General features: G+C 63.1%; 26 protein-coding genes. 9 read left to right on the plus strand and 17 right to left on the minus strand.

Features of this window, described 5'->3' with window-relative positions; all coding sequences use genetic code 11:
• Position 1: 1 nt before the first annotated feature.
• Positions 2 to 424, plus strand: a complete 423-nt coding sequence (locus ACN0SW_RS11670; protein ID WP_417728104.1) for a GlcG/HbpS family heme-binding protein — start codon at positions 2 to 4, stop codon at positions 422 to 424.
• On the opposite strand, the gene ACN0SW_RS11675 is transcribed toward ACN0SW_RS11670, so the two are convergent.
• From ACN0SW_RS11675 to miaA, 8 genes are all read right to left on the minus strand, one after another.
• Complete coding sequence (locus ACN0SW_RS11675) at positions 421 to 870, minus strand: CoxG family protein (RefSeq protein WP_417728105.1); 450 nt, start codon at positions 868 to 870, stop codon at positions 421 to 423. The genes ACN0SW_RS11670 and ACN0SW_RS11675 overlap by 4 nt on opposite strands.
• Positions 871 to 900: 30 nt before the next feature.
• The gene (locus ACN0SW_RS11680) at positions 901 to 1,656 is read right to left on the minus strand and encodes an XdhC family protein (RefSeq protein ID WP_417728106.1); all 756 of its coding nucleotides are present in this window, start codon (positions 1,654 to 1,656) and stop codon (positions 901 to 903) included.
• Position 1,657: 1 nt separating this feature from the next.
• Complete coding sequence (locus tag ACN0SW_RS11685) at positions 1,658 to 2,836, minus strand: vWA domain-containing protein (protein ID WP_417728107.1); 1,179 nt, start codon at positions 2,834 to 2,836, stop codon at positions 1,658 to 1,660.
• Positions 2,833 to 3,711, minus strand: coding sequence for an AAA family ATPase (locus ACN0SW_RS11690; protein WP_417728188.1), 879 nt, complete (start codon positions 3,709 to 3,711; stop codon positions 2,833 to 2,835). The genes ACN0SW_RS11685 and ACN0SW_RS11690 overlap by 4 nt, the downstream gene beginning before the upstream one ends.
• Before the next feature lie 68 nt (positions 3,712 to 3,779).
• Positions 3,780 to 6,197: an aerobic carbon-monoxide dehydrogenase large subunit gene (locus ACN0SW_RS11695; RefSeq protein ID WP_417728108.1), complete on the minus strand. Its 2,418-nt coding sequence runs from the start codon at positions 6,195 to 6,197 to the stop codon at positions 3,780 to 3,782.
• Positions 6,194 to 6,688, minus strand: a complete 495-nt coding sequence (locus ACN0SW_RS11700; protein WP_417728109.1) for a (2Fe-2S)-binding protein — start codon at positions 6,686 to 6,688, stop codon at positions 6,194 to 6,196. Before ACN0SW_RS11700 ends, ACN0SW_RS11695 begins: the two co-directional genes overlap by 4 nt.
• 12 nt (positions 6,689 to 6,700) lie before the next feature.
• Entirely contained in the window at positions 6,701 to 7,555 is an 855-nt protein-coding gene (locus tag ACN0SW_RS11705; protein WP_417728110.1) for an FAD binding domain-containing protein, read from the minus strand.
• 138 nt (positions 7,556 to 7,693) lie between these two features.
• Positions 7,694 to 8,581 carry a tRNA (adenosine(37)-N6)-dimethylallyltransferase MiaA gene (miaA, locus tag ACN0SW_RS11710; RefSeq protein WP_417728111.1) on the minus strand — a complete coding sequence of 296 codons (888 nt, stop codon included), beginning with the start codon at positions 8,579 to 8,581 and terminating at the stop codon, positions 7,694 to 7,696.
• A 135-nt stretch (positions 8,582 to 8,716) separates the two neighbouring features.
• On the opposite strand from miaA, the gene pyrH reads away from it, so the two are divergent.
• The 6 genes from pyrH to rseP are packed head-to-tail and all read left to right on the plus strand — an operon-like array spanning position 8,717 to position 14,108.
• A complete protein-coding gene (pyrH, locus tag ACN0SW_RS11715) occupies positions 8,717 to 9,448 on the plus strand; it encodes a UMP kinase (RefSeq protein ID WP_417728112.1) in 732 nt (243 codons plus the stop codon).
• Positions 9,449 to 9,497: 49 nt separating this feature from the next.
• On the plus strand, positions 9,498 to 10,061 hold the full coding sequence (gene frr, locus ACN0SW_RS11720) for a ribosome recycling factor (protein ID WP_417728113.1): 564 nt from the start codon (positions 9,498 to 9,500) through the stop codon (positions 10,059 to 10,061).
• Entirely contained in the window at positions 10,061 to 10,804 is a 744-nt protein-coding gene (locus ACN0SW_RS11725) for an isoprenyl transferase (protein ID WP_417728114.1), read from the plus strand. The genes frr and ACN0SW_RS11725 overlap by 1 nt, the downstream gene beginning before the upstream one ends.
• Entirely contained in the window at positions 10,801 to 11,580 is a 780-nt protein-coding gene (locus tag ACN0SW_RS11730) for a phosphatidate cytidylyltransferase (RefSeq protein WP_417728115.1), read from the plus strand. Before ACN0SW_RS11725 ends, ACN0SW_RS11730 begins: the two co-directional genes overlap by 4 nt.
• Positions 11,577 to 12,755: a 1-deoxy-D-xylulose-5-phosphate reductoisomerase gene (dxr, locus tag ACN0SW_RS11735; protein WP_417728116.1), complete on the plus strand. Its 1,179-nt coding sequence runs from the start codon at positions 11,577 to 11,579 to the stop codon at positions 12,753 to 12,755. The genes ACN0SW_RS11730 and dxr overlap by 4 nt, the downstream gene beginning before the upstream one ends.
• A gap of 3 nt (positions 12,756 to 12,758) precedes the next feature.
• Positions 12,759 to 14,108 carry an RIP metalloprotease RseP gene (rseP, locus tag ACN0SW_RS11740; protein WP_417728117.1) on the plus strand — a complete coding sequence of 450 codons (1,350 nt, stop codon included), beginning with the start codon at positions 12,759 to 12,761 and terminating at the stop codon, positions 14,106 to 14,108.
• Positions 14,109 to 14,265: 157 nt separating this feature from the next.
• Here rseP and glp read toward each other — a convergent pair whose 3' ends face one another.
• The 5 genes from glp to ACN0SW_RS11765 are packed head-to-tail and all read right to left on the minus strand — an operon-like array spanning position 14,266 to position 18,314.
• Positions 14,266 to 15,438 (minus strand): gephyrin-like molybdotransferase Glp, encoded by a 1,173-nt coding sequence (gene glp, locus ACN0SW_RS11745; RefSeq protein ID WP_417728118.1) that lies wholly within the window; start codon positions 15,436 to 15,438, stop codon positions 14,266 to 14,268.
• On the minus strand, positions 15,435 to 15,911 hold the full coding sequence (gene moaC, locus ACN0SW_RS11750; RefSeq protein WP_417728119.1) for a cyclic pyranopterin monophosphate synthase MoaC: 477 nt from the start codon (positions 15,909 to 15,911) through the stop codon (positions 15,435 to 15,437). Before moaC ends, glp begins: the two co-directional genes overlap by 4 nt.
• Positions 15,911 to 16,726, minus strand: a complete 816-nt coding sequence (gene trpC, locus ACN0SW_RS11755) for an indole-3-glycerol phosphate synthase TrpC (RefSeq protein WP_417728120.1) — start codon at positions 16,724 to 16,726, stop codon at positions 15,911 to 15,913. Before trpC ends, moaC begins: the two co-directional genes overlap by 1 nt.
• Positions 16,723 to 17,745 carry an anthranilate phosphoribosyltransferase gene (gene trpD / locus ACN0SW_RS11760; protein ID WP_417728121.1) on the minus strand — a complete coding sequence of 341 codons (1,023 nt, stop codon included), beginning with the start codon at positions 17,743 to 17,745 and terminating at the stop codon, positions 16,723 to 16,725. Before trpD ends, trpC begins: the two co-directional genes overlap by 4 nt.
• The gene (locus ACN0SW_RS11765; protein ID WP_417728189.1) at positions 17,742 to 18,314 is read right to left on the minus strand and encodes an anthranilate synthase component II; all 573 of its coding nucleotides are present in this window, start codon (positions 18,312 to 18,314) and stop codon (positions 17,742 to 17,744) included. The genes trpD and ACN0SW_RS11765 overlap by 4 nt, the downstream gene beginning before the upstream one ends.
• Positions 18,315 to 18,458: 144 nt before the next feature.
• Here ACN0SW_RS11765 and ACN0SW_RS11770 point away from each other — a divergent pair, with 144 nt between their 5' ends.
• Both ACN0SW_RS11770 and ACN0SW_RS11775 read left to right on the plus strand, forming a co-directional pair.
• On the plus strand, positions 18,459 to 19,976 hold the full coding sequence (locus ACN0SW_RS11770) for a divergent polysaccharide deacetylase family protein (protein ID WP_417728122.1): 1,518 nt from the start codon (positions 18,459 to 18,461) through the stop codon (positions 19,974 to 19,976).
• Between the two features lie 133 nt (positions 19,977 to 20,109).
• A complete protein-coding gene (locus ACN0SW_RS11775) occupies positions 20,110 to 20,853 on the plus strand; it encodes a 1-(5-phosphoribosyl)-5-[(5-phosphoribosylamino)methylideneamino] imidazole-4-carboxamide isomerase (RefSeq protein WP_417728123.1) in 744 nt (247 codons plus the stop codon).
• On the opposite strand, the gene ACN0SW_RS11780 is transcribed toward ACN0SW_RS11775, so the two are convergent.
• The 4 genes from ACN0SW_RS11780 to ACN0SW_RS11795 all read right to left on the minus strand — a co-directional run bounded on the left by ACN0SW_RS11780 (position 20,846) and on the right by ACN0SW_RS11795 (position 25,511).
• Positions 20,846 to 21,394 carry a pseudouridine synthase gene (locus tag ACN0SW_RS11780; protein ID WP_417728124.1) on the minus strand — a complete coding sequence of 183 codons (549 nt, stop codon included), beginning with the start codon at positions 21,392 to 21,394 and terminating at the stop codon, positions 20,846 to 20,848. The genes ACN0SW_RS11775 and ACN0SW_RS11780 overlap by 8 nt on opposite strands.
• A 38-nt stretch (positions 21,395 to 21,432) precedes the next feature.
• Complete coding sequence (locus ACN0SW_RS11785; protein ID WP_417728125.1) at positions 21,433 to 22,050, minus strand: rhodanese-like domain-containing protein; 618 nt, start codon at positions 22,048 to 22,050, stop codon at positions 21,433 to 21,435.
• A gap of 92 nt (positions 22,051 to 22,142) precedes the next feature.
• Entirely contained in the window at positions 22,143 to 23,654 is a 1,512-nt protein-coding gene (trpE, locus tag ACN0SW_RS11790; protein ID WP_417728126.1) for an anthranilate synthase component I, read from the minus strand.
• 12 nt (positions 23,655 to 23,666) lie between these two features.
• Positions 23,667 to 25,511 carry a peptidyl-prolyl cis-trans isomerase gene (locus ACN0SW_RS11795; RefSeq protein ID WP_417728127.1) on the minus strand — a complete coding sequence of 615 codons (1,845 nt, stop codon included), beginning with the start codon at positions 25,509 to 25,511 and terminating at the stop codon, positions 23,667 to 23,669.
• Positions 25,512 to 25,556 lie beyond the last annotated feature (45 nt).

Genomic DNA, 25,556 nt, shown 5'->3' on the forward strand with positions numbered 1-25,556 from the left:
CATGCTGACGGTAAAGAGGCTCGATCTGGCGGACGCCGGGGTATTGCTGGCTGGGGCACGCGCCAAAGCGGCAGACATCGGTGTACCCATGTGCATCGCCATCACCGATGAGGGCGGCAATCTGGTGGCGTTCGAACGGATGGATGGCGGCAAGGTCACCTCGATCACCATCGCCATCGACAAGGCGTTCACCGCTGCGGGGGCCAAGAAGGCGACGCATGAATATGGCGAGGTCAGCCAACCCGGCAAGCCGGTCTATGGCATCGCCTCGGCCATTGGCGGGCGGCTGATGGTGGTGGGCGGCGGCCTGCCTGTGATCGTGGACGGCGAGGTCGTGGGCGGAATCGGCGTGAGTTCTGGCACGCCGATGCAGGATCGCGAAGTCGCAGAGGCCGGGATCGTGGCGTTTCTGGCGGGGGTTTAAACCTCTGCCGGGGCGACGGCCTGCTGGAAATTGGCAAAGAACTGCGCGGCGAGCTTTTTCGCCGTGCTCTGGATGAGGCGGCTGCCCAATTGCGCGAGCTTGCCGCCAATGTCGGCGCGGGCGGTGTAGCGCAAGATGGTGATGCCGTTTTCTTCGCTCAGTGTTACATCGGCACCGCCCTTGGCATGGCCTGCGGCGCCGCCACTACCTTGGCCCGTCAGTGAAAAGGCATCCGGTGCGCCGGTGGTGTCGAGCGTCACCGTGCCGGTAAAGCGCGCTTTGACCGGGCCGATCTTGAGCACGACGCGCGCCTCTAGGTCCGTGTCGGAATGTTTGATCAGTTCTTCGCAGCCCGGAATGCTCTGGCGCAGAATTTCAGGATCGTTCAGCGCGGCATAAACGCGAGACTTGGGTGCGGTGATGCTGATTTCATCGGTGAGGTCCATGGGATACATCCTTGATGTGAATAGATAAGTTCAGGTCTGACGCTGACCTTGTCGGCGGTGTTGGACGATCTGTGCCAGGATCGAGAGCGCGATTTCCTCGGGCGTGACGGCGTTGATCGCAAGGCCTGCGGGGGAATGGATGCGCGCGTGCGCCTCCGGGCCCATGTCAAGCCGCGCCGCGAGGGTGGCGAATTTGCGGCGGCTGGCGACAAAGCCGATGTAATCGGCATCGCTGGCCAGCGCGATCCGCAGGGCGTCGAGATCGCCCGTCCCTTGCGTGGCGATAACCACCATGCGGGCGCTGGTGGGGTCGGGCAGGGGGCCAGCGTCAGGCGTGGTGATGTCAAAGCCGAAGGGCTGCGCGAGGGTGGCAAGCGCCGAGGCCACGGGCGAGGCACCGAAAATCACCAGTTCGGGGCGGGGCAGGACCGGTTCCACGAAAACCTCCATCGCGCCCTTGCTGGGGCAGCCATTGCGGGCGATATCGCGGCCCTCGTGGGTTTGGCCGGGGGTCAGGCCCTGTGCGGCGAGATCTTCGTCGGGCTGGATTGAGATCAGGCGTGGGGTGCCTCTGGCGATGGCGCTCTGGGCGGCGCGGGCAATCGCGCGGCACACGCAGCCGCCGCCGATCCAACCCTCAGCAATAGTGCCATCGGCAAGGATCAGCGCCCGCGCGCCCGGCTTGGCGGCAGTGGCACCCACGGTGCGGATCACGGTGGCGATCGCATAGGGCGCACGCGCCTCATCAAGGCGGCGGGTGGCGGTGTCGAGCGTGTCGGGGGTCATGTCAGAGGCGCTCCAGTTGCGGGCCAAGAGCTGCCAGATCGTTCAGCGTTGTAGCGGCGGCGAAGAGGTCGAGATATGGCAGGGCGGCGGCCATGGCAGCGGTCACAGGCGCGTAATCCTTCCAACCTTTCAAGGGGTTGAGCCATATGATCCGCCCGCCGCGTTTGCGCAGGCGGATGAGCGCGCCGGTCAGGGCCTCTGGCGGGTCGGCGTCATAGCCGTCCGAGAGGATCACCACGACCGTGCGGCCATTGACGCACTGCCGCGCCGGGCCACGGGCGAATTGCGCGAGGGAGGTGCCAATCCTGGACCCTCCGCCAAAGCCATCCGCCATGAGTGACAGGCGGTTGAGCGCACGCAACGGGTCGTGGTCGCGCAGCGCGTCCGAGATGCGCACGAGGCGAGTGTGGAAAAGCCAAGCATCCGTGGCATCATCGGCGCGGATAAGGCCGGTGAGAAAGGCGAGAAACACCCGCGCGTAGATTGTCATCGAGCCTGAGACATCGCAAAGGGCGACGAGGCGCATTCGCCGGTCCGGGCGTTTCTTGCGCGGGAGCGAGAGTGGCTCGCCCCCGGTCGAGAGGCTGGCGCGGATGAGGCGGCGAAAGTGCAACTGATCGCCCCGGCGCGCGGCGCGGCGGCGGCGCGAGCGCCTATAGGCAAGGCTTTGGGCGAGGCGGCGGGCGATGTTTTCAGCCTCGGCAATATCCTGAGGGCTAACGAGTTTGCGCATGTCGTGATGCATCAGGCTGGCGGTGTGGCTGGCGATCAGCGTGCCGGTGCCCTCGCCATGAGCGGCACCTGCGCCATCGTCGGGGGCGTGGATTTGCCCGCGCGCGGTGTTGTCCTCGCCGGTGGTATTGCGGCTATTGCGGCTGTAGGCGTTACCGCTGCGGTCACTGGGGGTAAATTTCTCGCGCACGCGGCCGGCGTTCAGCCAATAGCTGTCAAAAAGCGCGTCGAACTGCGCCACCTCATCAGCGGTGCTGGCGCAGACCGATTTCAGAGCGCGGCGTGTCTCGTCCGGATTGGCCGCGTTGACATGGGTGAGGGCCATAAGGGCGGTTTCGGTCTCGCCCACGCCAAGGCGCAGGCCATTGTCGCGCAGATGCGATATGAATCCCGCGACGCGCGCCGATGGCCCGGGATCGCGGGCGGCAAAGCGGGTGACGCGGCTCATGCGGCCTGCCCTGCGAGACGTTGCGCCACTTCCGTGGTGATAGTGGCGCGGTCGGTCTGGGTCTTGAGCAGCGTTGCAAGGGCGGCTTGTAGCGCCACAGGATCATGGGTCAGATCGTTGATGCCAAGGCCTGCGAGGGCGGCGGCAAAATCGAGGGTTTCGGCGATGCCGGGGGTTTTCTCCAGATCCTCGCGGCGGATCGCCTGCACAAAGCTGACGATCTGGCGGGTGAGGTGCTGGTCGATCTGGGGACAGCGGCTTTGCAGGATCGCAAGCTCTGCGGTGCGGTTCGGGTAATCGACATGCGCATAAATGCAGCGCCTGCGCAGCGCGTCCGAGAGGTCGCGGGTGCCGTTTGCTGTCAGGATCACCATCGGCCGCGCGGTGGCGGTGATGGTGCCCATCTCGGGGATGGTGATTTGAAACTCTGACAGAATTTCAAGCAGATAAGCTTCAAACTCCTCATCGGCGCGGTCGATCTCGTCGATCAGCAGAACCGGCGATTCTGCCTGCCTTATTGCCTGAAGCAAGGGACGCTCCAGAAGATACTCATCCGAGAATATTCGCGCCTCGACACCGGCCCCTGTCTCGCCCCCTTCGGCGGCGGCGCGTATGGCGAGCAGTTGGCGGGGGTAGTTCCATTCGTAAATGGCTTGGGCTGCGTCGAGCCCCTCGTAGCATTGCAGCCGGATCAGGCGCGCGGATTTGAGCGCGGCCAGTACGCGGGCCACCTCGGTCTTGCCCACGCCCGCCGCCCCTTCAAGCAGCAGGGGCCGCCCCAGCGACAGCGCAATATGCAGCGCCATGGCCAAATCATCACCGGCGATATAGCCATGATCCGCCATGCCCTGTTGCAGATCGCGCCAGTCCGCCATGCTGTCCTGCTCTTTCATCGTTCCTGAAATACTCCGGGGGTCCGGGGGGCAGCGCCCCCCGTCTGCCCCTAGCCATGTAGCCCAAGCTCATGCGCGGCGCGCCAGATCCGCCAGTGATCATGCGGCATATGGGTGTGGCGCAGGCCAAAGGGACGCAGCGCGTCATGCACCGCGTTGGAAAAGGCCGGGACACCGCCGACATTCGGGCTTTCGCCCACGCCCTTGGCCCCGATGGGGTGATGCGGCGAGGGGGTTTCGGTGTGGTCGGTGGTGTAATGCGGCGTTTCCCACGCGGTCGGGATAAAGAAATCCATCAGAGTGCCGGTTTTCACATTGCCCATCTCGTCATAGGCAATCTCTTGGCCCATGGCGATGGCGAGCGCTTCTGTCAGGCCGCCATGCACCTGCCCCTCGATCACCATCGGGTTGATCCGGGTGCCGCAATCGTCGAGCGCGTAGAACTGGCGGATTTGCGTCTCGCCGGTGTCGACGTCAATCTCCATCACGCAGATATAAGCGCCGAAGGGATAGGTCATGTTGGGCGGGTCGTAATAGCTGACCGCCTCCAGCCCCGGCTCTATGCCGGGAATGGCCTGATGATAGGCGGCATAGGCAATCTCGGCCATGGTCTTGAACCGTTCCGGCGCGCCCTTGACGGCAAAGCGGTCGATGTCGAATTCGACGTCATCGTCATGGACTTCCAAGAGATAGGCCGCGATCATCTGCGCCTTGGCGCGGATTTTCCGACCTGCAAGCGCCGTGGCCGCCCCTGCGACGGGGGTTGAGCGGCTGCCATAGGTGCCAAGGCCGTAAGGGGCGGTGTCGGTATCGCCTTCCTCGACCGTGATCTTGTCCGCTGGGATGCCGATTTCAGAGGCTAGAATCTGCGCAAAGGTGGTGGCATGGCCCTGACCCTGAGAGATGGTGCCAAGGCGGGCGATGGCCGATCCGGTGGGGTGTATGCGAATCTCGCAACTGTCGAACATGCCCATGCCGAGGATGTCACAATTCTTGACCGGGCCTGCGCCGACGATTTCGGTGAAATGGGTGAGACCGATGCCGATCAGTTTTCGGGTTTCGCCGCGTTTGAAGGCTGCGACCCGTTCGGCCTGTTCGGCGCGCAGTCCGGCGTAATCGACGGCCTTGAGCGCCTTGTCCCAAGCGGTGTGATAATCGCCAGAATCGTATTCCCAGCCAAGCGCCGAGTGATAGGGGAATTGATCGGCGCGGATAAAGTTGAGGCGCCGCAGCTCTGCGGCATCCATGCCCAGCTCGATCGCCAGTATCTCGATCATCCGTTCGATGAAATAGGCGGCCTCGGTCACGCGGAAGGAGCAGCGATAGGCGACGCCGCCGGGGGCCTTGTTGGTATAGACGCCGTCAACGCCGACATAGGCCACCGGAATGTCATAGCTGCCGGTGCAGATGTGAAAGAAACCCGCCGGAAATTTGGTGGGATCGGCGCAGGCGTCGAAGGCACCGTGATCGGCGGTGACATGGCACCAGAGGCCGGTGATCTTGCCCTCTTTGGTGGCGGAGATCCTGCCCTTCATCCAGTAGTCGCGGGCGAATGCGGTGGCCATCAGGTTTTCCATCCGGTCCTCGACCCATTTCACCGGCAGGCCGGTGACGATGGTGGCGACGATGGAGCAGACATAGCCGGAATAAACGCCCACCTTGTTGCCAAATCCGCCGCCGATGTCGGGGCTGATCACGCGGATGTTGTGTTCGTCTATCCCTGAGAGCAATGAGGCCACGGTGCGCACCACATGCGGCGCCTGAAAGGTGCCGTAGACCGTCAGCTTGCCATTGACCTTGTCCATTGAGGCGACGCAGCCGCAGGTCTCGAGCGGGCAGGGATGGGTGCGGTGGTAATAAATCATCTCTTCGGCCACCACATCGGCGCTTGCGATCACCTCTTCGGTGGCGGATTTGTCGCCCTGTTCCCAGAGAAAGATATGGTTGGGGTGGCGGCGGGGGCCGTGCGCGCCATCGGCACCGGGGCTGAGATCCTCGCGCAGCACGATGTCGGAGCTGAGCGCCTCGAACGGGTCGGTGAGGACGGGCAATTCCTCATACTCGACCTCGACCAGTTCCACGGCATCGGCGGCGATATAGCGGTCACGGGCGACGACAAAGGCTACTTCCTGCCCTTGAAAGAGCACCTTGCCATCGGCCAGCACCATCTGTTTGTCGCCCGCAAGCGTGGGCATCCAGTGCAGGCCAAGCGGTTCGAGATCCTTGGCGGTCAGCACTGCGACCACGCCATCGAGCGCCATGGCGGCGGAGGTGTCGATGGATTTCACGCGGGCATGGGCGTAAGGCGAGCGCACGAAATCGCCAAAGAGCATGCCGGGCAGTTTGATGTCATCGACGTAGTTGCCCTTGCCTTGGGTAAAACGCGCATCCTCGACGCGTTTGCGGGCGCAGCCGATACCCTTGAGCTTGGCGGTGCGGTCGTCGCGGTCCGGGGTCAGGTCGTTCATTGCGCGGCCTCCTTGGCGGTATTGATTTCGCTCGCGGCGGCAAGCACGGCCTTGACGATGTTCTGGTAGCCGGTGCAGCGGCACAGATTGCCAGCCATGCCAAAGCGCACCTCTGCCTCGGTCGGATCGGGGTTTTCCTTGAGCAGTTGGGCGGCGCGGGTGATCATGCCCGGCGTGCAAAAGCCGCATTGCAGCCCGTGATGTTCGCGGAACGCCTCTTGTAGCGGGTGGAGCGAATCGGGGCTGCCCAACCCCTCAACGGTGGTGATGCTCGCCCCGTCGGCCTGCGCGGCGAACACCGTGCAGGATTTGACCGAGCGGTCGCCCATGATCACCGTGCAGGCCCCGCAGTGCGAGGTTTCGCAGCCGATGTGCGGGCCAGTTATGTTGAGGCGTTCGCGCAGGACGTGAATCAGAAGTTCGCGCGGCTCGGCCAGCAGCTCGTGACGGGTGCCGTTAACGGTGAGGGTGATCTGCATTTTCTTGGACATGGGTTCTATTCCTCAGGCGCGCGACCAGGCGCGGGCTATGGCGCGGGCCAGAACGATGCCCGCCGCGTGACGTTTGAATGCGACCGGGCCGCGATTGTCCTCTGACGGGTCGATGACGTCCTGCATGGCGCTGATTGCGGCAATCACCGCGTCCTCGCTGCAATCGGTACCGATGAGGGCGGCACCTGCGGCCTCGGCCCAGACGGGCACGTCCGAGAGGTTGGTCATGGCGATTGAGGCGGCAGAGCATTGCGCGCCCTCGCGGGTCACTATCACGGCGGCGGCGGCCGTGGCATAATCACCGATCTTGCGCTTCTGTTTTTCATAGGCCTGCCCGCCGGTCGGTGCGTCAAAGCTGACACTGGTCAGGATTTCATCATCCTCGCGGGCGGTCAGATAGGCGCTCTCGTAAAACTCCCGCGCCGGGATGTCGCGGCTGCCGGTGGGGCCGGTGACGTGAAAGGTGGCATTCAGGCATTGCATGAGGCCGGGCATGTCGTTGCCCGGATCGCCATTGGCGACGTTGCCGCCCACCGTGCCCATCGCGCGCACCTGAGGGTCGGCGATTTGCAGCGCGGCCTCGCGCAAGATGGGGGCGTGGGTGGCCAGACCGGCATGGGCGATGAGTTCGGCCTGCGTGACCATGGCACCAAGCGTGATGCGGCTATTGTCTGTGCGCACACCGCGGAGCGCATCGATGGCTTGCAGGTCAATGAGATGCGGCACCTCGGCCATGCGCAGCTTCATCATCGGGATGAGGCTGTGCCCGCCTGCGATCACGCGGGCGTCGTCGCCGTGCTGTTGCAAAAGCGCCAAGGCGGCGGGCAGATCACCGGGGCGGTGATACTCGAATGCGGCTGGAATCATGTGGTCTCCTCCCAAAGACGGGGCCGGGTGGCCTTGGGTTGGATTTGGAGGAGGGGGGGCGTTAATGTCGCATCACTTGTCCCGAGAATCGTGGCTCGCTGCACGAAATGCGAAATGGCTGCACGAAATGCGAACGTCTCAGAGGGTCAGGGTTTCCGCCGCCAAGTGACGCCAGGCCTTCATGCGGGCGCGAAACCATGTGCGCTGACGTTTGGCATATTGGCGGGTGGCGATGCTGGCGGCCTCGCGGGCCTCGTCCAATGTCATCTCGCCACGCAGATGCGCGATAAGCTCTGGCGCGCCGATCGCCTTCATCGAAGGGCGGGCGGGGTTCCATAGGGCGAGATTGGCGCGCGCCTCGTCCAGCGCACCGGCGGCCAGCATCGCGTCAAAGCGGCGGGCGATGCGGGCGTTGAGCCAATCCCTGTCCGCCTCGACCACAAGGGGCGTACAAGCGCTGAGCGGCAGGAGGGGCGGCGGCGTGTCATCTTGCCAGTCTGCCAGCCCCCGGCCTGTGGTACGCGCCACTTCCCATGCGCGTTGCACGCGCATGGGGTTGCGGATGTCAATCCGGGCGCAGGTCGCGGAATCGAGAGCGTCGAGAAGCGGGGTTAGCCCCTTGGTTGCCAGCAGGTGATCAGCCTCGGCACGGATTGCGGGAGGGGTTGCCGGGATCTCGGCCAAGCCTTCGGTCAGGGCCGCAAAATAGAGCCCGGTGCCGCCAACAATGATCGGGCGCAAGGCGGACTTGAGGATATCAGCCACCTCGCGGAGCCAATGCCCGGCGGAGTAGTCTTGGAGCGCGCCGATGTGACCATAAAGACGGTGCGGCAGCGCTGTCTCATCCGCCAGACTAGGGCGTGCGCTGAGAATGCGCCAGTTTTCATAGACTTGCAGGGCGTCCGCATTGACGATCACACCGCCCTGAGCCTCGGCAATGGCCATGGCGAGCGCCGATTTCCCGCTGGCGGTGGGGCCTGCGATCAGAACGGGGCGGTCGGCGGCGATGTTTGCGGGCAAGGTCATATGCCTCGGTTAGCGCCAATCGTACGGTTTGGCGAGGCAGTTTGCCGCCTTTTCCCCGTTAGCCGGGGCTTTCTGCGATTGCACATGGGCGGCATTTGCGACATTTTGCGCGGGATTGTAATGCCGCAGCGGAGAATGCCCATGACCACCCCGGATCGAGCCAAGTTCAGCCGCGTGATGCTCAAGATTTCCGGGGAGGCGCTGATGGGGGATCTGGGCTATGGCCTGCATCCGCCAACCGTCGAGCGGATCGCCCGAGAGGTCAAGATCGTACATGATCTGGGGGTCGAGATTTGCATGGTGATCGGCGGCGGCAACATCTTTCGCGGCTTGCAAGGCTCGGCGCAGGGGATGGAGCGGACCACTGCCGATTACATGGGGATGCTGGCGACGGTGATGAATGCGCTGGCGATGCAGAGTGCGCTGGAGAAGATGGGTGTGTTCTGTCGGGTGATCTCCGCCATTCGCATGGACGAGGTGGCAGAGCCCTATATTCGCCGTCGCGCGGTGCGCCATCTGGAAAAAAAGCGCGTCTGCATCTTTGCGGCGGGCACCGGTAATCCCTATTTCACAACGGATACGGCGGCGACGCTGCGGGCCAATGAAATGGCCTGCGAGGCGATTTTCAAGGGGACCAAGGTGGATGGGGTTTATGATAAAGATCCCATCAAACATCCGGATGCCAAGCGCTATGATCGCGTGACCTATGATGAGGTGTTGGCCCAGCATCTGGGGGTGATGGATGCCTCTGCGATTGCGCTGGCACGGGATAACAACCTGCCGATTATCGTGTTCTCTCTTGACGAGCCGGGCGGTTTCAAGGGCATTCTCGCAGGCGAGGGCACCTATACAACCGTGCACGGTTGAGGCAAAACAAGGCTGATACGACAAGAGCCGAAAGAAGGACCAAACCAAGATGGCGGAAGATATAGAAATCGACACGGACGATCTGGAGCGTCGGATGGAAGGCGCGATGAGCGCGCTCAAGACCGAATTTGCGTCATTGCGTACAGGTCGGGCCTCTGCGTCTATGCTGGAACCGATCATGGTTGATGCCTACGGTCAGAAAACCCCGATCAATCAGGTGGGCACGGTCAACGTGCCAGAGCCGCGTATGGTGACAATCAACGTTTGGGACAAAGGTCTGGTTGGCAAGGTCGAAAAGGCCATTCGCGAAAGCGGTTTGGGCATCAATCCACAGCTCAACGGCACGATCATCATGCTTCCGATCCCGGAATTGAACGAACAGCGCCGCAAAGAGCTGACCAAGGTGGCGGCGCAATATGCCGAACATGCCCGAGTCGCCGTGCGCAATGTACGCCGTGACGGCATGGATCAGATCAAAAAGGCCAAGGCCGACAGCATGTCGGAGGATGATCAGAAATTCTGGGAAACCGAGGTGCAGGCCCTGACCGACCGTTTCATCAAGCATGTGGACGAGGTTCTGGAGGGCAAGCAAGCGGAGATCATGCAGGTCTGATGGCAGAAAATGCGCCCATGGTAGGAAAAACACCCCCGAGCGAGGGGCCGCGCCATGTTGCGATCATCATGGACGGCAATGGGCGCTGGGCGCAAAAGCGTGGGCGGCCGCGCCTCTTTGGGCATCACGCGGGCGCGCGGCGGGTGCGTGAGATCGTTCAGGCCTGCCCGGGACTGGGCGTCAAGTATCTGACGATATTCGCCTTTTCCACCGAAAACTGGAAGCGAACGCAGACCGAGGTGGCTGGGCTGATGAGCCTTTTTCGCCGCTATATCATGAAAGAAATGCAGGAGTTCGTGCGCGAGAACGTGCAGGTGCGTTTTATCGGTGACCGGCCGCGTCTGGATGCCAAGCTGCGTGGGCTGATGGACGAGGCCGAGGCGATGACCGCGCATTGCACGGGCACTAATCTGACCATCGCGCTCAATTACGGTGGGCGCGATGAGGTGTCGCGCGCCACGCGGAGGCTGGCCGAGGACGTGGCTGAGGGGCGGTTGCGCCCCGAGGAGGTGGACGAGGAAACCTTGCCCCGGTATCTTGATACCTGCGTACTGCCCGATCCCGATCTGGTGATCCGCACCTCCGGCGAGGCGCGCATTTCCAATTTTCTGCTCTGGCAATCGGCCTATGCGGAATATGAGTTCATCGATACGCTGTGGCCAGATTTCACCCCGGATGTGTTTGCGCGGTTGTTGTCGCAATACGGCACGCGGGACCGTCGGTTCGGGGCTGTGCCTGCATGAGTGGCGGGACGCGCTGGGCAGATCTGTGGCCGCGTCTTGCTTCGGGCATAGTGATGGTTGTTGTCGGTGCGGCCGTAATCTGGCTGGGCGGTTTGCCCTTTGCCGCATTGGTCTGTGTGCTGGCGGGCGCTATGATCTGGGAGGCGGCGCGCATGTTCGCGGCCCCCGACGCGCTGCGCTCTGGCGTGCTGGCAGCGGTGGCGGTGGCGCTGGCGTTGTGGCTTCCGGGGATCTTGGTGTTGCCGGTGCTGATGGCCGCGGTGGTGGTCGCGTCGGGTTCGGTCGAGCGCGAGCGCGGGCCGTTTTTCGCGCTGGCGCTTTGGGCGCTCTTGGGCTGTTACGCCATGGGAACGCTGCGCGCTGATGCCGGTCTGATCTGGGTGTTGTGGATGGTGGCGGTGGTCGTCATCTCTGATGTTGCGGGCTACTTCGCCGGCCGAACCCTTGGCGGGCCAAAGTTCTGGCCGCGGGTCAGCCCCAAAAAGACTTGGTCGGGCACGGTTGCAGGCTGGCTGGGGGCGGCGGTGATTGGCGCTATATTTGCGGGACCGACACAGGTGGGGCTGATGCTTGTGCCGTTGTCGGTTCTGGTGGGCTTTGCCGGGCAGATGGGCGATATCGCCGAGAGTGCGGTCAAGCGGCTGCGCGGGATCAAAGACAGCTCCAACCTCATTCCCGGACATGGCGGCGTGCTGGACCGGTTCGATGCGATGTTGGGGGCGGCCTTGGTGGTGGTGACCCTGTGGGCGCTGCGCCTCTTGCCGGGGGTGGCATGAAACGCATTTCCATTCTGGGGGCGACCGGCTCTGTCGGGCAGAACACCATTGACCTGATCAAGCGGGCACCGGGGGCCTATAAGGTAGTGGCGCTGACCGGCGGGCGCAGAATTGATACCTTGGCCCGCGATGCGATTGCTCTGGGCGCGGATGTGGCCGTGACGGCGCATGAGGATTTGCTGGTATCGCTGCGTGAGGCGCTGAAAGGCAGCGGTGTCGAGGCGGCGGCAGGCCAGACCGCGCTGATCGAGGCGGCACGTCGTCCGGCGCAATGGGTCATGTCCGCGATTGTCGGCGCGGCGGGGCTGGCACCCGGTCTGGCGGCACTGGAGCAGGGGGCGACGCTGGCGCTGGCCAACAAGGAATCACTGGTGACGGCAGGGACGCTGATGATGCGCACTGCGCGGGCCAATCGGGCCACCATCCTGCCGGTGGACAGCGAGCATTCAGCCATCTTTCAGGCGCTGGTGGGCGAGGATTCCGCCGCCGTCAACCGGGTGATCATCACCGCCTCGGGCGGGGCGTTCCGGGATTGGCCGATGGACCGGCTGGCAAATGCCACAGTGGCCGAAGCCTCATCCCATCCCAATTGGGACATGGGTCAGCGGATTACGATTGATTCCGCTTCGATGTTCAATAAGGCGCTGGAGATGATCGAGGCGCGGGAATTTTTCGGCTTTTCCCCCAATCAGATTGAGGTGTTGGTGCATCCGCAATCGCTGGTACATGCGCTGGTCGGGTTCTGCGATGGTGGGCTGATGGCGCATGTGGGGCCGCCGGATATGCGCCATGCCATCGGCTATGCGCTGAACTGGCCGCAGCGGCAGGCATTGCCGGTCGAGGTGCTGGATCTGGCCACCATTGGAACGCTTGAGTTTCGCGCGCCTGATCCGGCCCGCTATCCGGCGCTGCGACTGGCGCGCGAGGTGATGGAAGCGCGCGGTCTGTCCGGCGCGATTTTTAACGCGGCCAAGGAGCGCGCGCTGGATCATTTCATTGCCGGTCGCATCAAATTTACCGATATGAACATCGTGGTCGAAGAGGTGTTGAACGCACTTATTGATGCGCCAGAGGCACGCAATTCTGAGCTGACCCTTGATGTGGTGGCCCATATGGACCATCTGGCAAGACAGCAGGCCGATCTGGTCGTGACCGAGCGAACAACCCAAGGATAAAGCGTGGATATTCTGACTTTCCTGCCGCAGTTCGGCAATGTCTTTCTAACCCTGTTGGCCTTTGTCGTGGCCTTGTCGGTGATCGTGGCAGTGCATGAATATGGCCATTACATCGTCGGTCGCTGGTCGGGGATCAAGGCAGAGGTGTTCTCGTTGGGCTTTGGCCCGGTGGTTTTTTCGCGCGTTGACCGGCATGGCACGCGCTGGCAATTGGCGGCGCTGCCCTTTGGCGGGTTTGTCAAGTTTTTGGGCGATGCGGATGCGGCAAGCGGCAAGGATGGCGCTGCAATGGCGGCCTTGCCGCCGGAGCGGCTGCGCCAGACTATGCACGGTGCGCCGCTCTGGGCGCGCACGGCGACGGTTGCGGCAGGTCCGGTATTCAATTTCATCCTGTCGATCCTGATTTTCACTGTGGTGATGATGAGTGGCGGCAAGACGGCTGATCCGCTGACCGTGGGGGCATTAAAGCCTCTGCCGGTTGAGGGGATTACGCTGCTGCCGGGGGACCGGGTGCTGACGATTGAGGGGATGGGCCTGCCCGATGTGGCAGGGGGCGAGCTTTATGACGATCTGATCGACGCACTGCCCAGCCAAGCACTGTTGCGATATGAGGTTGAACGCGCTGGTCGTCAGATCGAGGTGGCGGGCCCCCAGCTTATGCCGCCTCTGATCAGCGGGCTTGCGCCGCAATCGGCGGCCTTTGATGCGGATTTGCAATCAGGCGACGTGATCACAGAGGTCAACGGCACGCCGATTGTGGCCTTTGACGAGCTCAAGGATGTGGTCGAGGGATCGAACGGTGCGCCGCTGACGCTTGGCATGTGGCGTCCGAGCGGGGAGACCTACGAGGTCAGCATCACGCCGCGCCGGGTGGATGAGCCGCAGCCCGAAGGCGGATTTCGCACGGAGTGGCGCATTGGAATCGCGGGCGGCATGGCCTTTGAACCAGCAACCGAACGGTTGGGGCCGATCGAAGCGATCGGTGACGCGGTTGGTCAGACCGGTGCGATCATCCAAAGCTCGTTTTCGGGGCTCTATCACATGATCACCGGCGCGATCAGCAGCTGTAATATGTCCGGGCCGATTGGGATTGCACAGGTTTCGGGGGCAATGGCCAGCCAGGGACCGGAGAGCTTCATCTGGTTCATCGCGGTGCTGTCGACGGCCGTCGGGATGCTCAACCTCTTTCCGGTGCCGGTGCTGGATGGGGGGCATCTGGTGTTTTATGCCTATGAGGCGGTGTCTGGTCGCCCGCCAAGTGAACGGGCGCTCCGTATTTTGATGACTGTCGGTTTGACGCTGGTGCTGTCGATGATGCTGTTTGCCCTGTTCAACGATCTGTTCTGCCCGTGAGGGCGGAATGTTTGTGGCCTCTGGCTGATATTGGCCTCTTGCACCATTGCGCGGAACAAAGGTGCGCAGCGCCTGTCCGCCCCTTCGGGCGGGCACCGCGCGCTCATCATTTCGGGGCCAAGGTCAGCAACAGGCCAAATCCAACCTCTGAGGCAGCCTAGAGCGGCAGATACTCGACTATCTCGCCTGCGCGCCGTGCTGGATCGTTGACCGGGCGGACCATGAGGGCCTCGGCATTAGCGAGGATGCTCAGCAGGGAGCTGTCTTGTTTGTCCTCGGGGCGGAGTCCCTCGGGCAAGAGCGCCGCGCGCATGTAATGTTCGCGCGGGCCGTTGGGGGGCAGGGCGACGGCAAGTGGCGCTCGCAAGCGCGGGCTCGCATGGTGGCCTAGTCCAAGCATGGCGTTGATCATCGGTGCGACGAACACATGGCCGCAGACCATGGCAGAGACTGGATTGCCGGGCAAACCTACCATTGCAGCCGTGCTCATGCGCCCGGCCATCAGCGGTTTTCCGGGGCGCATGGCGACCTTGTAGAACGCCCGCTCCATTCCCAGATCGCCAGCGACGCGACCGACCAGATCGTGATCTCCAACCGAAGCTCCGCCGATGGTGACGATCAGGTCAGCCCCACGGGTCAGAGCAAACCCGGCTGTAAGCGAGGCAATGGTGTCACGGGCGATGGGCAGAATGCGTGCCTCGGCCCCGAGACCGTCCAGAAGCGCCTTGAGTCCAAAAGTGTTGGACGCGAGGATTTGATCCGGGCCGGGGGTCTCGCCGGGCATGACCAACTCGTCACCCGTGGACATGAGCGCGATTTGCGGTTTGCGGCGCACCGGCACGGAGGCGATGTTCATCGAGGCCAGAAGGGCGATATCGGCGGGCCGCAACCGGCGCGGGGCGGTAATGCTCTGGCCTTCGCGGAAATCGCAACCAAGCGGGCGGATGTGGTCCTTGTGATCGAGTATTTCACCAAGGGTGATCTGATCGCCGTTTCGGATCACATCCTCTTGGATGATCACGCGGTTGGCCCCTTGGGGAACCGGTGCGCCGGTGAAGATACGCACTGCCTCGCCCGCGCCAACGCTGCCCGGATAGGCATGACCAGCCGCCGCCTCGCCGGTTACGGTAAACTGCGCCCCAGAGGCAACCTCGTTACCGCGGAGCGCGTAACCGTCCATTGCTGCGGCTGCGAAGGGCGGCTGATTGCGGCTGGCCGCCACGTCGCGGGCAAGGATACGGCCCGAGGCCTGCGCCAGCGGCACCTCTTCGATGTCGAGCGGCTGCACGAGGCTGAAAAGATGCGCGAGAGCCGCGTCAACGGTGATCATTGTGCCTCGTACCGCCCTGATTTTCCGCCATCTTTCAGGAGCACTCGAATGCCGCCGATCTCCATCGCTTTGTCCACCGCCTTGGTCATGTCATAGACCGTGAGCGCGGTGACAGAGGCGGCGGTCAGCGCCTCCATCTCGACCCCGGTCTGGCCGGTGGTCTTGACCGTAGCTTGAATTTGAACGCCGGGCAGGTCCGGATCGAGCGTCAATTCGACGGCGACCTTGGTGATCGGCAGAGGGTGACAGAGCGGAATGAGGTCTGGTGTTTTCTTGGCCGCCATGATGCCCGCAAGGCGCGCAACGGCCAGAACATCACCCTTTTTGGCGCGACCTTCTGCAATGATATCAAAGGTTTCTCTGGCCATCTTAATGTGGCCTTCCGCCACGGCGACGCGGGCGGTGATATCCTTGTCAGAGACATCGACCATATGCGCGTGCCCCTGTCCGTCAAAGTGGCTGAGCCCGGTCATCAAAAGCCTCCGGGCATCAGTGGGTTGGCCAGAATGTCACGAGTGGCCTGCGCCACATCCTTGGCGCGCATCAGTGTTTCACCAATCAGAAAAGCACGCGCCCCGTGGCGGGCCATGTCCGCGAGATCCTCTGGCGTGGCGAGGCCGCTTTCGCAGACGATCATCTTTTCGGGGGGAACGAATTTTGACAGGCTTCGGGTGGTGTCGAGCGAGGTTTCAAAGGTGTTCAGGTTGCGGTTGTTGATTCCTATCATCCGCGATTTCAACCTATGTGTGCGATCAAGCTCTTCGCGGTTATGCACCTCGATCAGAGCATCCATGCCCCATTCGGTGGCGGCCTCTTCCAATTCGCTTGCCTGCGCGTCCGAAACGCTGGCCATGATGATCAGGATGCAATCGGCGCCCCAGGCGCGCGCCTCGGCCACCTGATAGGGGTCATACATGAAATCCTTGCGCAGCACCGGCAGGTCGCAGGCGGCACGCGCCTGCCTGAGGAAGTCCGGCGCCCCCTGAAAACTTGGCGTGTCGGTCAGCACCGACAAACAGGTCGCCCCGCCCTCCACATAGGCTTGCGCCAAGGCCGTGGGGTTGAAATCTGCGCGAATCAGCCCCTTGGAGGGGCTTGCCTTTTTGATTTCGGCGATCAGACCATAACCGGACTTGCTTGCATTGTGCAGCGCCTCGGCGAAACGGCGCACGGGCGGGGCCTCATGCGCGAGCGTCTCTATGGTGGCGGCGGGACGCTCGGCCTTGGCGGCGGCGATTTCCTCGAGCTTATAGGCTTTGATCTTGTCCAGAATAGTCGGGCTGGTCATACGGTCTCCGATGTCAGTTTGGCCAAGGCGGTCAGCTTTGCGCGTGCTGCCCCGCTGTCGATGCTCTCAGCGGCCTGAGCTACGCCCTGACGGAGGTCGCTGGCATGGCCCGCGACGGTGAGAGCAGCGGCGGCATTGAGCAGAACAGCGTCACGATAGGCCCCCGGAGCACCATCCAAGAGCGCGCGCAGGGCATTGGCGTTGTCCGCAGGGGTGCCGCCCAAGATGGCCTCAAAGGGGTGCACGGGCAAGCCGAAATCTTCGGGGTGCAATTCGACCTCGTGGATGCTGCCATCCTCTTCGAGCGCGGCAATCCAGGATACCCCGGTGATCGTCATCTCATCGGTTCCGTCCGATCCATGCACGAGCCACGCGCGCTCGGACCCCAGTTGCCCCAGTGTTTCTGCCATGGGGCGGATGAGATCGCGGGAAAATGCGCCGGTGAGTTGGCGTTTGACGCCTGCCGGATTTGTAAGGGGGCCGAGGATGTTAAAAATGGTCCGCGTGCCCAGTTCGGTGCGCACCGGACCGACATGTGCCATGGCGGGGTGATGCATGGGGGCCATCATGAAGGCGATACCCACCTCTTTGAGTGCGCGTTCGACCACGGGCACGCCGACCATGACCTTGATGCCCATCTCGGTCAGGGCATCCGCCGCACCGGATTTGGATGAGAGGTTGCGGTTGCCATGCTTGGCCACCGGCACGCCGGCCCCCGCCACCACAAAGGCGGTGGCGGTCGATATATTGAGCGTGCCCTTGCCATCGCCGCCGGTGCCCACGATGTCCATGGCCCCTTGCGGCGCGCGCACCGCGTTGCATTTGGCGCGCATCACGGCGGCGGCGGCGGCGTATTCATCGACCGTTTCGCCACGGGTGCGCAACGCCATGAGAAAGCCGCCGGTCTGGGCCGGTGTTGCCTCGCCTTCAAACAGGATCTGAAACGCGGTTTCCGCCTCGGAGCGGGTCAAGGGGCGATCGGCAGCCGCGCCGATAAGCGGTTTCAGCCGGTCGCTCATGCCGGAACCTGCATCATGTCGAGGAAATTCTGGAGCAGCGCGTGACCGTGCTGCGAGGCGATTGATTCGGGATGGAACTGCACGCCCTGAATCGGCAGGTCGCGGTGTTGCAGGCCCATGATCGTGCCATCTTCCAGCTCTGCGGTCACTTCCAGACAATCGGGCAAACTCGCGCGTTCGACCACCAGAGAGTGATAGCGCGTCGCCTCAAAAGGCGAGGGCAGCCCGGCAAAGACGCCTTTGCCGGTGTGGTGAATATGCCCCATCTTCCCATGTACGATTTCGGAGTGCCGAATGACCTTGCCGCCGAACGCCTGCCCGATGGTTTGATGTCCGAGGCAAACACCCAAGAGTGGAATCCCCGCTTCGGCCGCCGCGAGGGTCAGCGGCAGGCAAATCCCCGCCTGATCCGGGTCACAGGGGCCCGGCGAGAGCAGGATGCCGTCAGGGCGCATCGCCATCGCCTCTTGCACATTGAGCGCATCATTGCGCACCACGCGCGTCTGGGCGCCCAATTCGCCGACATAATGGACGAGATTATAGGTGAAACTGTCGTAGTTATCGATCAAGAGCAGCATTCGTGCCTGTCCTCATGCAAAGGGGGCTGGAGGCCATGGCCCCGGTCGCGGTATACTTGTTCAGTCTTGCGCGGCACCGTCAAGGGGCGCTAGGCCGGATATAAGGTAAAACGGGCAGATACGGGGGCAAACGCAGTGGCACGCGGAGTATTGGCAGGCATCATGACGGGCACGCTGGTGTCGGGGTTGGCCTTGGGCACGATTTCGGTGCTGAGTGGAAAGCCGGTGGTGGCACCGCCAGAGGCGGTGAGCCTTGAGGTGCCAGCGGGATCGGGGTTTGATCTGCGGCGCGAGGATGAACAGGCCACGTTGCCCGATGCGCAGAGCGCGCCAGAGAGCGGAGACGTTTCTCAGGTGCCTGCCCCCGCGCCGGATGATCTGGCGTCGCTTGGGGGGGCAGAGACCGCGCCTGTTGCTCGTCCCGAGACCGGTGCTGCCGAGGAGCTGACCGAGGCCCCGACCACAGCCACCGAGAGTGTCGGTGTCGAGGTGCAGAGCGATGACCCGGTCCTGCCCACCCCGCTATTGCCGCCGCCCGTGGTGCCGGTGAATGAGGATCAGTTGGCTGTTTCGACTGATCCGGCGCAGCCACCTGTCCCGGAGATCAGTGAAGAGAGTGCCGCTTTGATCGCACCGCAAGACAGCACGCCAGAAGTCGCCGGGCCCGAGACTGACGCCGCCGCGTCGATCTTTCCCACAGAGGAACCGGCTCCGGTGCTGATCCCCGAGGCGTCCGGGCCGGATGGCGTCGCGGATATGTCACCCGATGCAGAAGCGCAGGTCCAAACCGAGGTCGAGACAGAGGCCGTACCCGAAGAGGAGGCAGGGCCCAAGACGCTGCCTGCGCTTGGAACGATCGGCAATCGTGCCGAAGGGGTGACAACCAACCGTCTGCCCAGTCTGACGGACCCGGCCCCGGAGAAGGCGCCGGAGGCAGAGGCAGAGGCAGAGCCTGGAGCCCAAGATTCCGCGACCCCAGACGGAGCCTTGGCGCGCAATCGGGTGGCATTTGACAATCCCGAGGGCAAGCCGCTCATGGCGATTATTCTGATGGATGACGGGCAGAGTCCGATCGGGGTTGAGGCGCTCCAGAGCTTTCCCTATCCGCTGAATTTCGCGGTCGATGTCGGCTGGTCCGGGGCGGCAGAGGCCGCAGAACGCTATCGCGCCGCCGGGTTCGAGGTTTTGGCGATGGCTGATCTGCCTGAGGGGGCACGCCCAGAGGATGCCGAAGTGGCGATGCAGGCATGGTTTGCACAGGTGCCGCAGGCGGTCGCGGTACTGGAGGGCACAGGTACCGGCCTGCAATCGAGCCGCGAGGCCAGCGAGCAATTGGCCCCGATCCTCAAAGAAAGCGGGCACGGTCTGGTGATGCATCCCAATGGGCTCAATACCGCACAAAAGCTGATTGCGCGCGAGGGCGTGCCCTCGGCCAGCCTGTTTCGGGATTTTGACGGGCAGGGGCAAAACGCGGCTGCAATCCGGCGGTTTCTGGATCAGGCGGCGATGAAGGCGGATCAGCAGGACGACGGCGTGATCATGCTGGGCCGGTTGCGGGCCGACACGATCAGCGCGCTGCTCTTGTGGGGATTGCAGGACCGGGCCGCGAGCGTGGCGCTGGCGCCGATTTCGGCGGTGCTGACGTCAGATTGATCCGGGCGGCGCTGTCCGGGAAGGGTTTGCGCCGTTCAGGCCGCGAAAGGCCCGTATCATGCCGCACAGGGGACAGCCGTGGCGGCGGTTTGGCCACAGGTTATGCCCGAAACCATAGCGAAAGGGCATGGCGATGATCCTCTATCCCACCTTGGAAATTCTCGATGGAAAATGTGTCAGTCTGACTCGCGGCAGGCTGGACGAGCCGGTGCTGTGGCATGTGGACCCGATCGAGACCGCGCGCGGTTATGTGGCGGCAGGGGCCGAATGGATGCACCTCACGGATATGAACAGGTTGCGCGGTGCGGGTGACAATGATGCTCTGATCGAGCAGATCATCCGCGCTGTGGGCGTTCCGGTGCAGCTGGGGGGCGGTTTTCGATCGCGCGAGGCGGTAGAGCGTTGGATCGACCGGGGGGCGGGGCGGATTGTGCTGGGCACAATGGCCGTACAGGACCCCGAAGCGGTGAAGGTCCTTGCCAAGTATCATCCCGATCAGATCGTCGTGGCGGTGGATATCTATCAGGGGCAATTGATGACCGACGGCTGGCGCACGGCTTCGGCCTTTGGCCCGGCTGAGTTTATTGCAGCCTTCGACGGCGTGCCGCTGGCCGGGCTTTTGGTGACCGATATTGACGCTGATATTGAGGATAGCGACGGTAGTCTCGGGGTGATTTCCGGGCTGGCGGCTGGCACGCGGCATGCGGTGATCGCGCGGGGTACGGTGCGCTCGGTTGATGATGTGGCACGGCTGCGCTACATACCCAATATCGCCGGAACGATCATCGGGCGCGCGCTGTTGTCCAAGGATGTCGATCTGGCCGAGGCTTTGGCGGTCGCGCGGGCGGCGCCCGAGGCGAAGGCCGAGTTCATCTAAGGTCGCGCCACATGCCGGGGGCGATCCCGTCCAGCGTCCAATCTCCGATGCGCCAGCGGATCAGGCGCAGGGTGGGGTGGCCGATATGGGCCGTCATGCGGCGCACCTGACGGTTGCGCCCTTCGGATATGCTGAGTTTCAGCCAGCAATCGGGCACGGATTTGCGAAAGCGGACGGGTGGCGTGCGCGGCCAGAGTGTTGGCGGCTCCATCCGCTCGACCCGCGCCGGACGCGTCGGTCCGTCATTGAGTGTGATACCCTGGCGCAACGCCGCAAGCGCTGCGTCATCGGGCAGGCCCTCAACCTGTGCGAAATAGGTTTTTTCCATTTTGAAACGGGGGTTTGCGATGCGTGCTTGAAGTTGGCCGTCATCGGTCAGGATCAACAGCCCCTCGCTGTCACGATCGAGCCGACCAGCCGGATAGACCCGCGGTACGTCAATGAAATTTGAGAGTGTCGCGCGCGGGCTATCGGCGCTGCCGCGATCCGTGAATTGCGACAGCACGTCATAGGGTTTGTTGAAGAGGATGAGACGGGCCATGCCCCTGTCTTGCCCGAGGGACCGGCCCGCCGCAAGCCTCAGTTATAGCCGGGGCGCAGGCCCTCGCGTATCTTGTAGGTCCAGGGCAGGCCCGCATTACGCCAGCCATTCACCACCCGCGCGCCTGCATCGTTGGTATCGCCCTCAAAGCCATCGACGACATTGTAGATCGTGATGTCCACACCGGCCTCGACCAGCTTGGCGATGGCGGCCGCGCTGCGCGACCCCGAGCGGCACATCACAAAGAGCGTGTCGACCCCTTGGGCGGCGTCGCTGACCAGCCACGCGCGCATTTCCTCGACGAAGGTGGGGTTGTCGATCATCTTGTAGGCGCCCTTCTTGGCGTCGAAGCCAAGCGCGGGATCCATCAATTTCGACGGTATATTGGCCGCAGCGGCGGTGGCATAGCCGATGAGGCTGACCTCGGACGGGGTGCGCACGTCGATCAGTGCCACGTTTGGATGATCGGCCAGCACCCGCCCGGCCTCGGCGGCGGTGATATAGAGGCCGGGGGCGGTGTGTTTGCTCTTGCTGAGTGTGTCGACGGCGACCGGGTCTTGCAGGACCAGCGCATCCCCGGCCGTGCTGGCAAGAGGGATCAGCGTCAGGCCGAAGGCCACAAGGGCCACGGCGGCGGTGCGGATTAGTCGGTCCATCTGATGTCCTCCCTTATATTCGATGAATGGAATATAATGGTTCAGATTTACGCCCGCGCGGACAACCCTGCCTTGACCTGAATCAACCGCGATCAGCCGTTGGCGTCGCCGCCAAAGCGCGCGGCATCCGCCGCCGCGCGACGTATGGCGTTGGATTTATGGACGGTTTCCATATATTCCGCGTCGGGGTCGCTATCATAGACCACGCCGCCACCGGCCTGAATATAGAGCTTCTCATCCTTGACCACTGCGGTACGCAGCGCGATGCAGACATCCATATCGCCGCCCGAGCTGAAATAGCCCACGCCACCGCCATAGACGCCACGTTTCTCAGGCTCCAGCTCGTCGATAATTTCCATTGCGCGGACCTTGGGCGCACCCGAGACCGTCCCGGCGGGAAGCCCCGCCAGAAGCGCGCTCAGCGCATCCTGATCCTCGGCCAGTTCGCCAACGACGTTCGAGACGATATGCATCACATGGCTGTAGCGCTCAATGATAAATTTCTCGGTCGGATGGACGGTGCCGATCTTGCTGACGCGACCGGCATCGTTGCGACCCAGATCGAGCAGCATCAGATGCTCGGCCAGTTCCTTTTTGTCGGCCAGAAGATCGGCTTCGAGCGCGCGATCCTCTTCGGGGGTGGCACCGCGTGGCCGGGTGCCCGCGATGGGACGGACTGTCACCTCCTGGCCAAAGACCCGGACCAGAATCTCTGGACTGGCCCCGATCACCTGAAAGTCGCCAAAGTGAAAGAAAAACATGAAAGGCGACGGGTTTGTGCGCCTCAAAGAGCGGTAGAGCGAGAACGGGGGTTGGCGAAAAGGTTGCGTCCAGCGCTGGCTGGGTACCACCTGAAAGATGTCGCCCGCACGGATGTAGTCCTTGGCCTTTTCCACGGCGGCTTTGTATGCTTCGCGGGTGAAGTTGGACACCGGGGCGGCATCCTCATGTGCCTCGCCCAAGCTACGGCTCGCTTGTGGCAGGGCGCGTTCCAGATCACGTACCGCGTCCATCACCCGTTCAGCGGCCTGCGCGTAGGCCGCGCGCGCTGATTGTCCACTGCCGACCCATGCCGGGGCCACGACCATCACCTCGCCCTTGACCCCGTCGAGGACGGCAATCACGGAGGGGCGCAACATTACGGCGTCAGGTAGGCCGAGCGGGTCTGGATTCACATTCGGCAGGTGTTCGACCAGCCGGATCATGTCATAGCCCAGATAACCAAAGAGCCCGGCGCTGGCGGCGGGCATGCCCTCGGGCAGGTTGATGCGGCTCTCGGCAATCAGCGCGCGCAGATTGGCCAGCGGATCGCCCGGCTGATCTTCGAACGCATCGTGGTCAAAGCGCGCCTGCCGGTTGATGCGGCTCGCGGTGCCGTGGCATTGCCAGATCACATCGGGTTTCATGCCGATGATCGAATAGCGCCCGCGCAATTCGCCCCCGGTTACAGATTCAAGCAGAAACGCGTCGCGCGCGGCCCCTGTCAGCTTGAGCATCAGGGACACAGGCGTATCAAGATCCGCAGCCAGCCGCGTATGCACCACCTGATTTTCGCCAGCCTCATAGGCGCGGGCAAAGTCCTCGAACGACGGGGTCAGTTCCAATTTGGACGGTCCTTAGTTGAAATTGGCGTGCACCGCGTTGAGCGCGGCCTGATTCAGCTCGACGCCCGCACGGGTGCGAATGTCATCTGCAAGTATCTGAAAGAGATCCTGACCAATGTCGGCGGCCGCTTGATCCTGAAGCGCTGTCCGCAGTCGGGCCAAATCCTCATCCGCAGTGTCGGAGGCCGGCGGGGCGATACTGTCGAGCCGCAAAACGAACAGGCGGCCCTCTCCCTCTATCACCTCGACTTGGCCCTCCGCCATGCCAAACACCGTGTCAATAAAGGCGGCTGGCGCTTCGGGGCGGTAATCCCGCCGGGTCATGTCCTTGACTTCGGTCACCGTCAGCTCCAGTTCGTCAAAGCTTTTGCCCGCGCGCAATTCTGCGAGTTGCGGTTCCACCTGCGCCTTGAGCGCCGCAACCGTTGCCTTGGCGCGCCAACCGCGCAGTACGGCGTCGCGGACATCCTCAAGCGGTTGGATACGCGGCTCGTCTATGCCGTCAAGACGCAGGGCCATTATGCCGCCATCCTCCAACTGGATAACTTCGGGGTAATCCCCTTCTGCCACGGCTTCGGCTGCGGCGCGAAAACTGTCATAGCCTGCCATGCCCTCGGTCAGGCCGGGGTGCCAATCTATGCTCCCAAGCTCCATGTTGGTTTCACGCGCCACTTCCTCAAGTGTGGCCCCCCCCACCAGCAGATCATCCACCGTGTCGATCTGCGCGTCGATCACGCGGCGGGCGCGGTCGGCGGCAAGCTGGTCGCGCAATTGCGGTTCGGCCTCTTCAAAGGACGTGATATGTGCCGGAAGCACAGCGTTGACGCGAAAGAGGGCCGGGCCCAGATTGGTATCGATCGGGCCAACCACCTCGCCTGTTGTGGCTGAAAACACCGCCTCGGCTGCGTTGCCCAGATCCTCGCGCGCGACATCGCCCAAATCGACATCAGCCATTTCAAGCCCGCGTTCCGACACGAGCATCTCAAGAGCGATGCCTTCGTCAATTCGGGCCCGGGCGCGGGCTGCGGCCTCTGTATCCGAAAATATCAGGCGTTCCACCAGACGCCGCTCAGGCAGGTTGAACTCGGCCTCACGCTCAACATAGGCATCCCGCAAAGCAGCCTCATCCACCTCGACCGTGTCGATAATCATGCTGGGGGTGACCCAAGCATAGGCCAGTTTCTTGGTTTCCGGCGTGGTGAATGAGGGCAGATTGGCCTGATGATAGGTTTTCAGATCCTCCTCCGAGGGGACCGGCAAACCGGATTTCAGGGCACTGCGATCAAGCACGGCAAAGGCCAGACTGCGGCGCTCTGCCAGATAGGTCATCATCGCGTCCATATACGCGGCGGGCGTCTGCAATCCGGCGAGGGCTGCGGCCTGAACCAGCGTGCTGGCGGTCTCGGAGCGGATGTTTTCCTCGAATTGGGATTCGTTCAGACCCGCCTGTTGCAGGGCATAGGCATAGGCTTCGCGATCAAAGCTGCCATCAAGCCCCTGAAACGCTGGAATATCAATGATCTGGTCGCGCAGGTTTGTATCGCCGATGGACAGGCCCAGACGCGCGGCCTCGTGTTCCAGGGCAGCGCGCGCCACAAGACGGGACAGAACATCAGTATCGACCCCGGCGGCGCGGGCCTCGGCAAGGCTTATGGTGGTGCCGCGTTCCGCCTCTAGCGCGCGAATTTCGTTCTGGAGAGCGCGTGCATAGGTGGTGACGTCAATGTCCACCGTCCCGACGTGGCCGATGCTGCGCACCGTACCCGAGAGGTTGGTTGCCCCAAACCCGGCAAGGCCGACGATCAGAAGGCTCAACAGAACCCACATCGCGCCTTTGGAAATACCTTTGCCTGCCATCTTGGCCCCCTGTCGGTTTGTGGCTTATGCCTGCTTGGGCGACTG

Source organism: Roseovarius sp. (genome assembly GCF_048262375.1).
Taxonomy (GTDB): domain Bacteria; phylum Pseudomonadota; class Alphaproteobacteria; order Rhodobacterales; family Rhodobacteraceae; genus Roseovarius.

Excerpts from the sequence above, each read along its gene's own strand:
- ACN0SW_RS11670 (WP_417728104.1), top strand. The coding sequence starts at position 2 with ATGCTGACGGTAAAGAGGCTCGATCTGGCGGACGCCGGGGTATTGCTG.
- ACN0SW_RS11675 (WP_417728105.1), bottom strand. The coding sequence starts at position 870 with ATGGACCTCACCGATGAAATCAGCATCACCGCACCCAAGTCTCGCGTT.
- ACN0SW_RS11680 (WP_417728106.1), bottom strand. The coding sequence starts at position 1,656 with ATGACCCCCGACACGCTCGACACCGCCACCCGCCGCCTTGATGAGGCG.
- ACN0SW_RS11685 (WP_417728107.1), bottom strand. The coding sequence starts at position 2,836 with ATGAGCCGCGTCACCCGCTTTGCCGCCCGCGATCCCGGGCCATCGGCG.
- ACN0SW_RS11690 (WP_417728188.1), bottom strand. The coding sequence starts at position 3,711 with ATGGCGGACTGGCGCGATCTGCAACAGGGCATGGCGGATCATGGCTAT.
- ACN0SW_RS11695 (WP_417728108.1), bottom strand. The coding sequence starts at position 6,197 with ATGAACGACCTGACCCCGGACCGCGACGACCGCACCGCCAAGCTCAAG.
- ACN0SW_RS11700 (WP_417728109.1), bottom strand. The coding sequence starts at position 6,688 with ATGTCCAAGAAAATGCAGATCACCCTCACCGTTAACGGCACCCGTCAC.
- ACN0SW_RS11705 (WP_417728110.1), bottom strand. The coding sequence starts at position 7,555 with ATGATTCCAGCCGCATTCGAGTATCACCGCCCCGGTGATCTGCCCGCC.
- miaA (WP_417728111.1), bottom strand. The coding sequence starts at position 8,581 with ATGACCTTGCCCGCAAACATCGCCGCCGACCGCCCCGTTCTGATCGCA.
- pyrH (WP_417728112.1), top strand. The coding sequence starts at position 8,717 with ATGCCCATGACCACCCCGGATCGAGCCAAGTTCAGCCGCGTGATGCTC.
- frr (WP_417728113.1), top strand. The coding sequence starts at position 9,498 with ATGGCGGAAGATATAGAAATCGACACGGACGATCTGGAGCGTCGGATG.
- ACN0SW_RS11725 (WP_417728114.1), top strand. The coding sequence starts at position 10,061 with ATGGCAGAAAATGCGCCCATGGTAGGAAAAACACCCCCGAGCGAGGGG.
- ACN0SW_RS11730 (WP_417728115.1), top strand. The coding sequence starts at position 10,801 with ATGAGTGGCGGGACGCGCTGGGCAGATCTGTGGCCGCGTCTTGCTTCG.
- dxr (WP_417728116.1), top strand. The coding sequence starts at position 11,577 with ATGAAACGCATTTCCATTCTGGGGGCGACCGGCTCTGTCGGGCAGAAC.
- glp (WP_417728118.1), bottom strand. The coding sequence starts at position 15,438 with ATGATCACCGTTGACGCGGCTCTCGCGCATCTTTTCAGCCTCGTGCAG.
- moaC (WP_417728119.1), bottom strand. The coding sequence starts at position 15,911 with ATGACCGGGCTCAGCCACTTTGACGGACAGGGGCACGCGCATATGGTC.
- trpC (WP_417728120.1), bottom strand. The coding sequence starts at position 16,726 with ATGACCAGCCCGACTATTCTGGACAAGATCAAAGCCTATAAGCTCGAG.
- trpD (WP_417728121.1), bottom strand. The coding sequence starts at position 17,745 with ATGAGCGACCGGCTGAAACCGCTTATCGGCGCGGCTGCCGATCGCCCC.
- ACN0SW_RS11775 (WP_417728123.1), top strand. The coding sequence starts at position 20,110 with ATGATCCTCTATCCCACCTTGGAAATTCTCGATGGAAAATGTGTCAGT.
- ACN0SW_RS11780 (WP_417728124.1), bottom strand. The coding sequence starts at position 21,394 with ATGGCCCGTCTCATCCTCTTCAACAAACCCTATGACGTGCTGTCGCAA.
- ACN0SW_RS11785 (WP_417728125.1), bottom strand. The coding sequence starts at position 22,050 with ATGGACCGACTAATCCGCACCGCCGCCGTGGCCCTTGTGGCCTTCGGC.
- ACN0SW_RS11795 (WP_417728127.1), bottom strand. The coding sequence starts at position 25,511 with ATGGCAGGCAAAGGTATTTCCAAAGGCGCGATGTGGGTTCTGTTGAGC.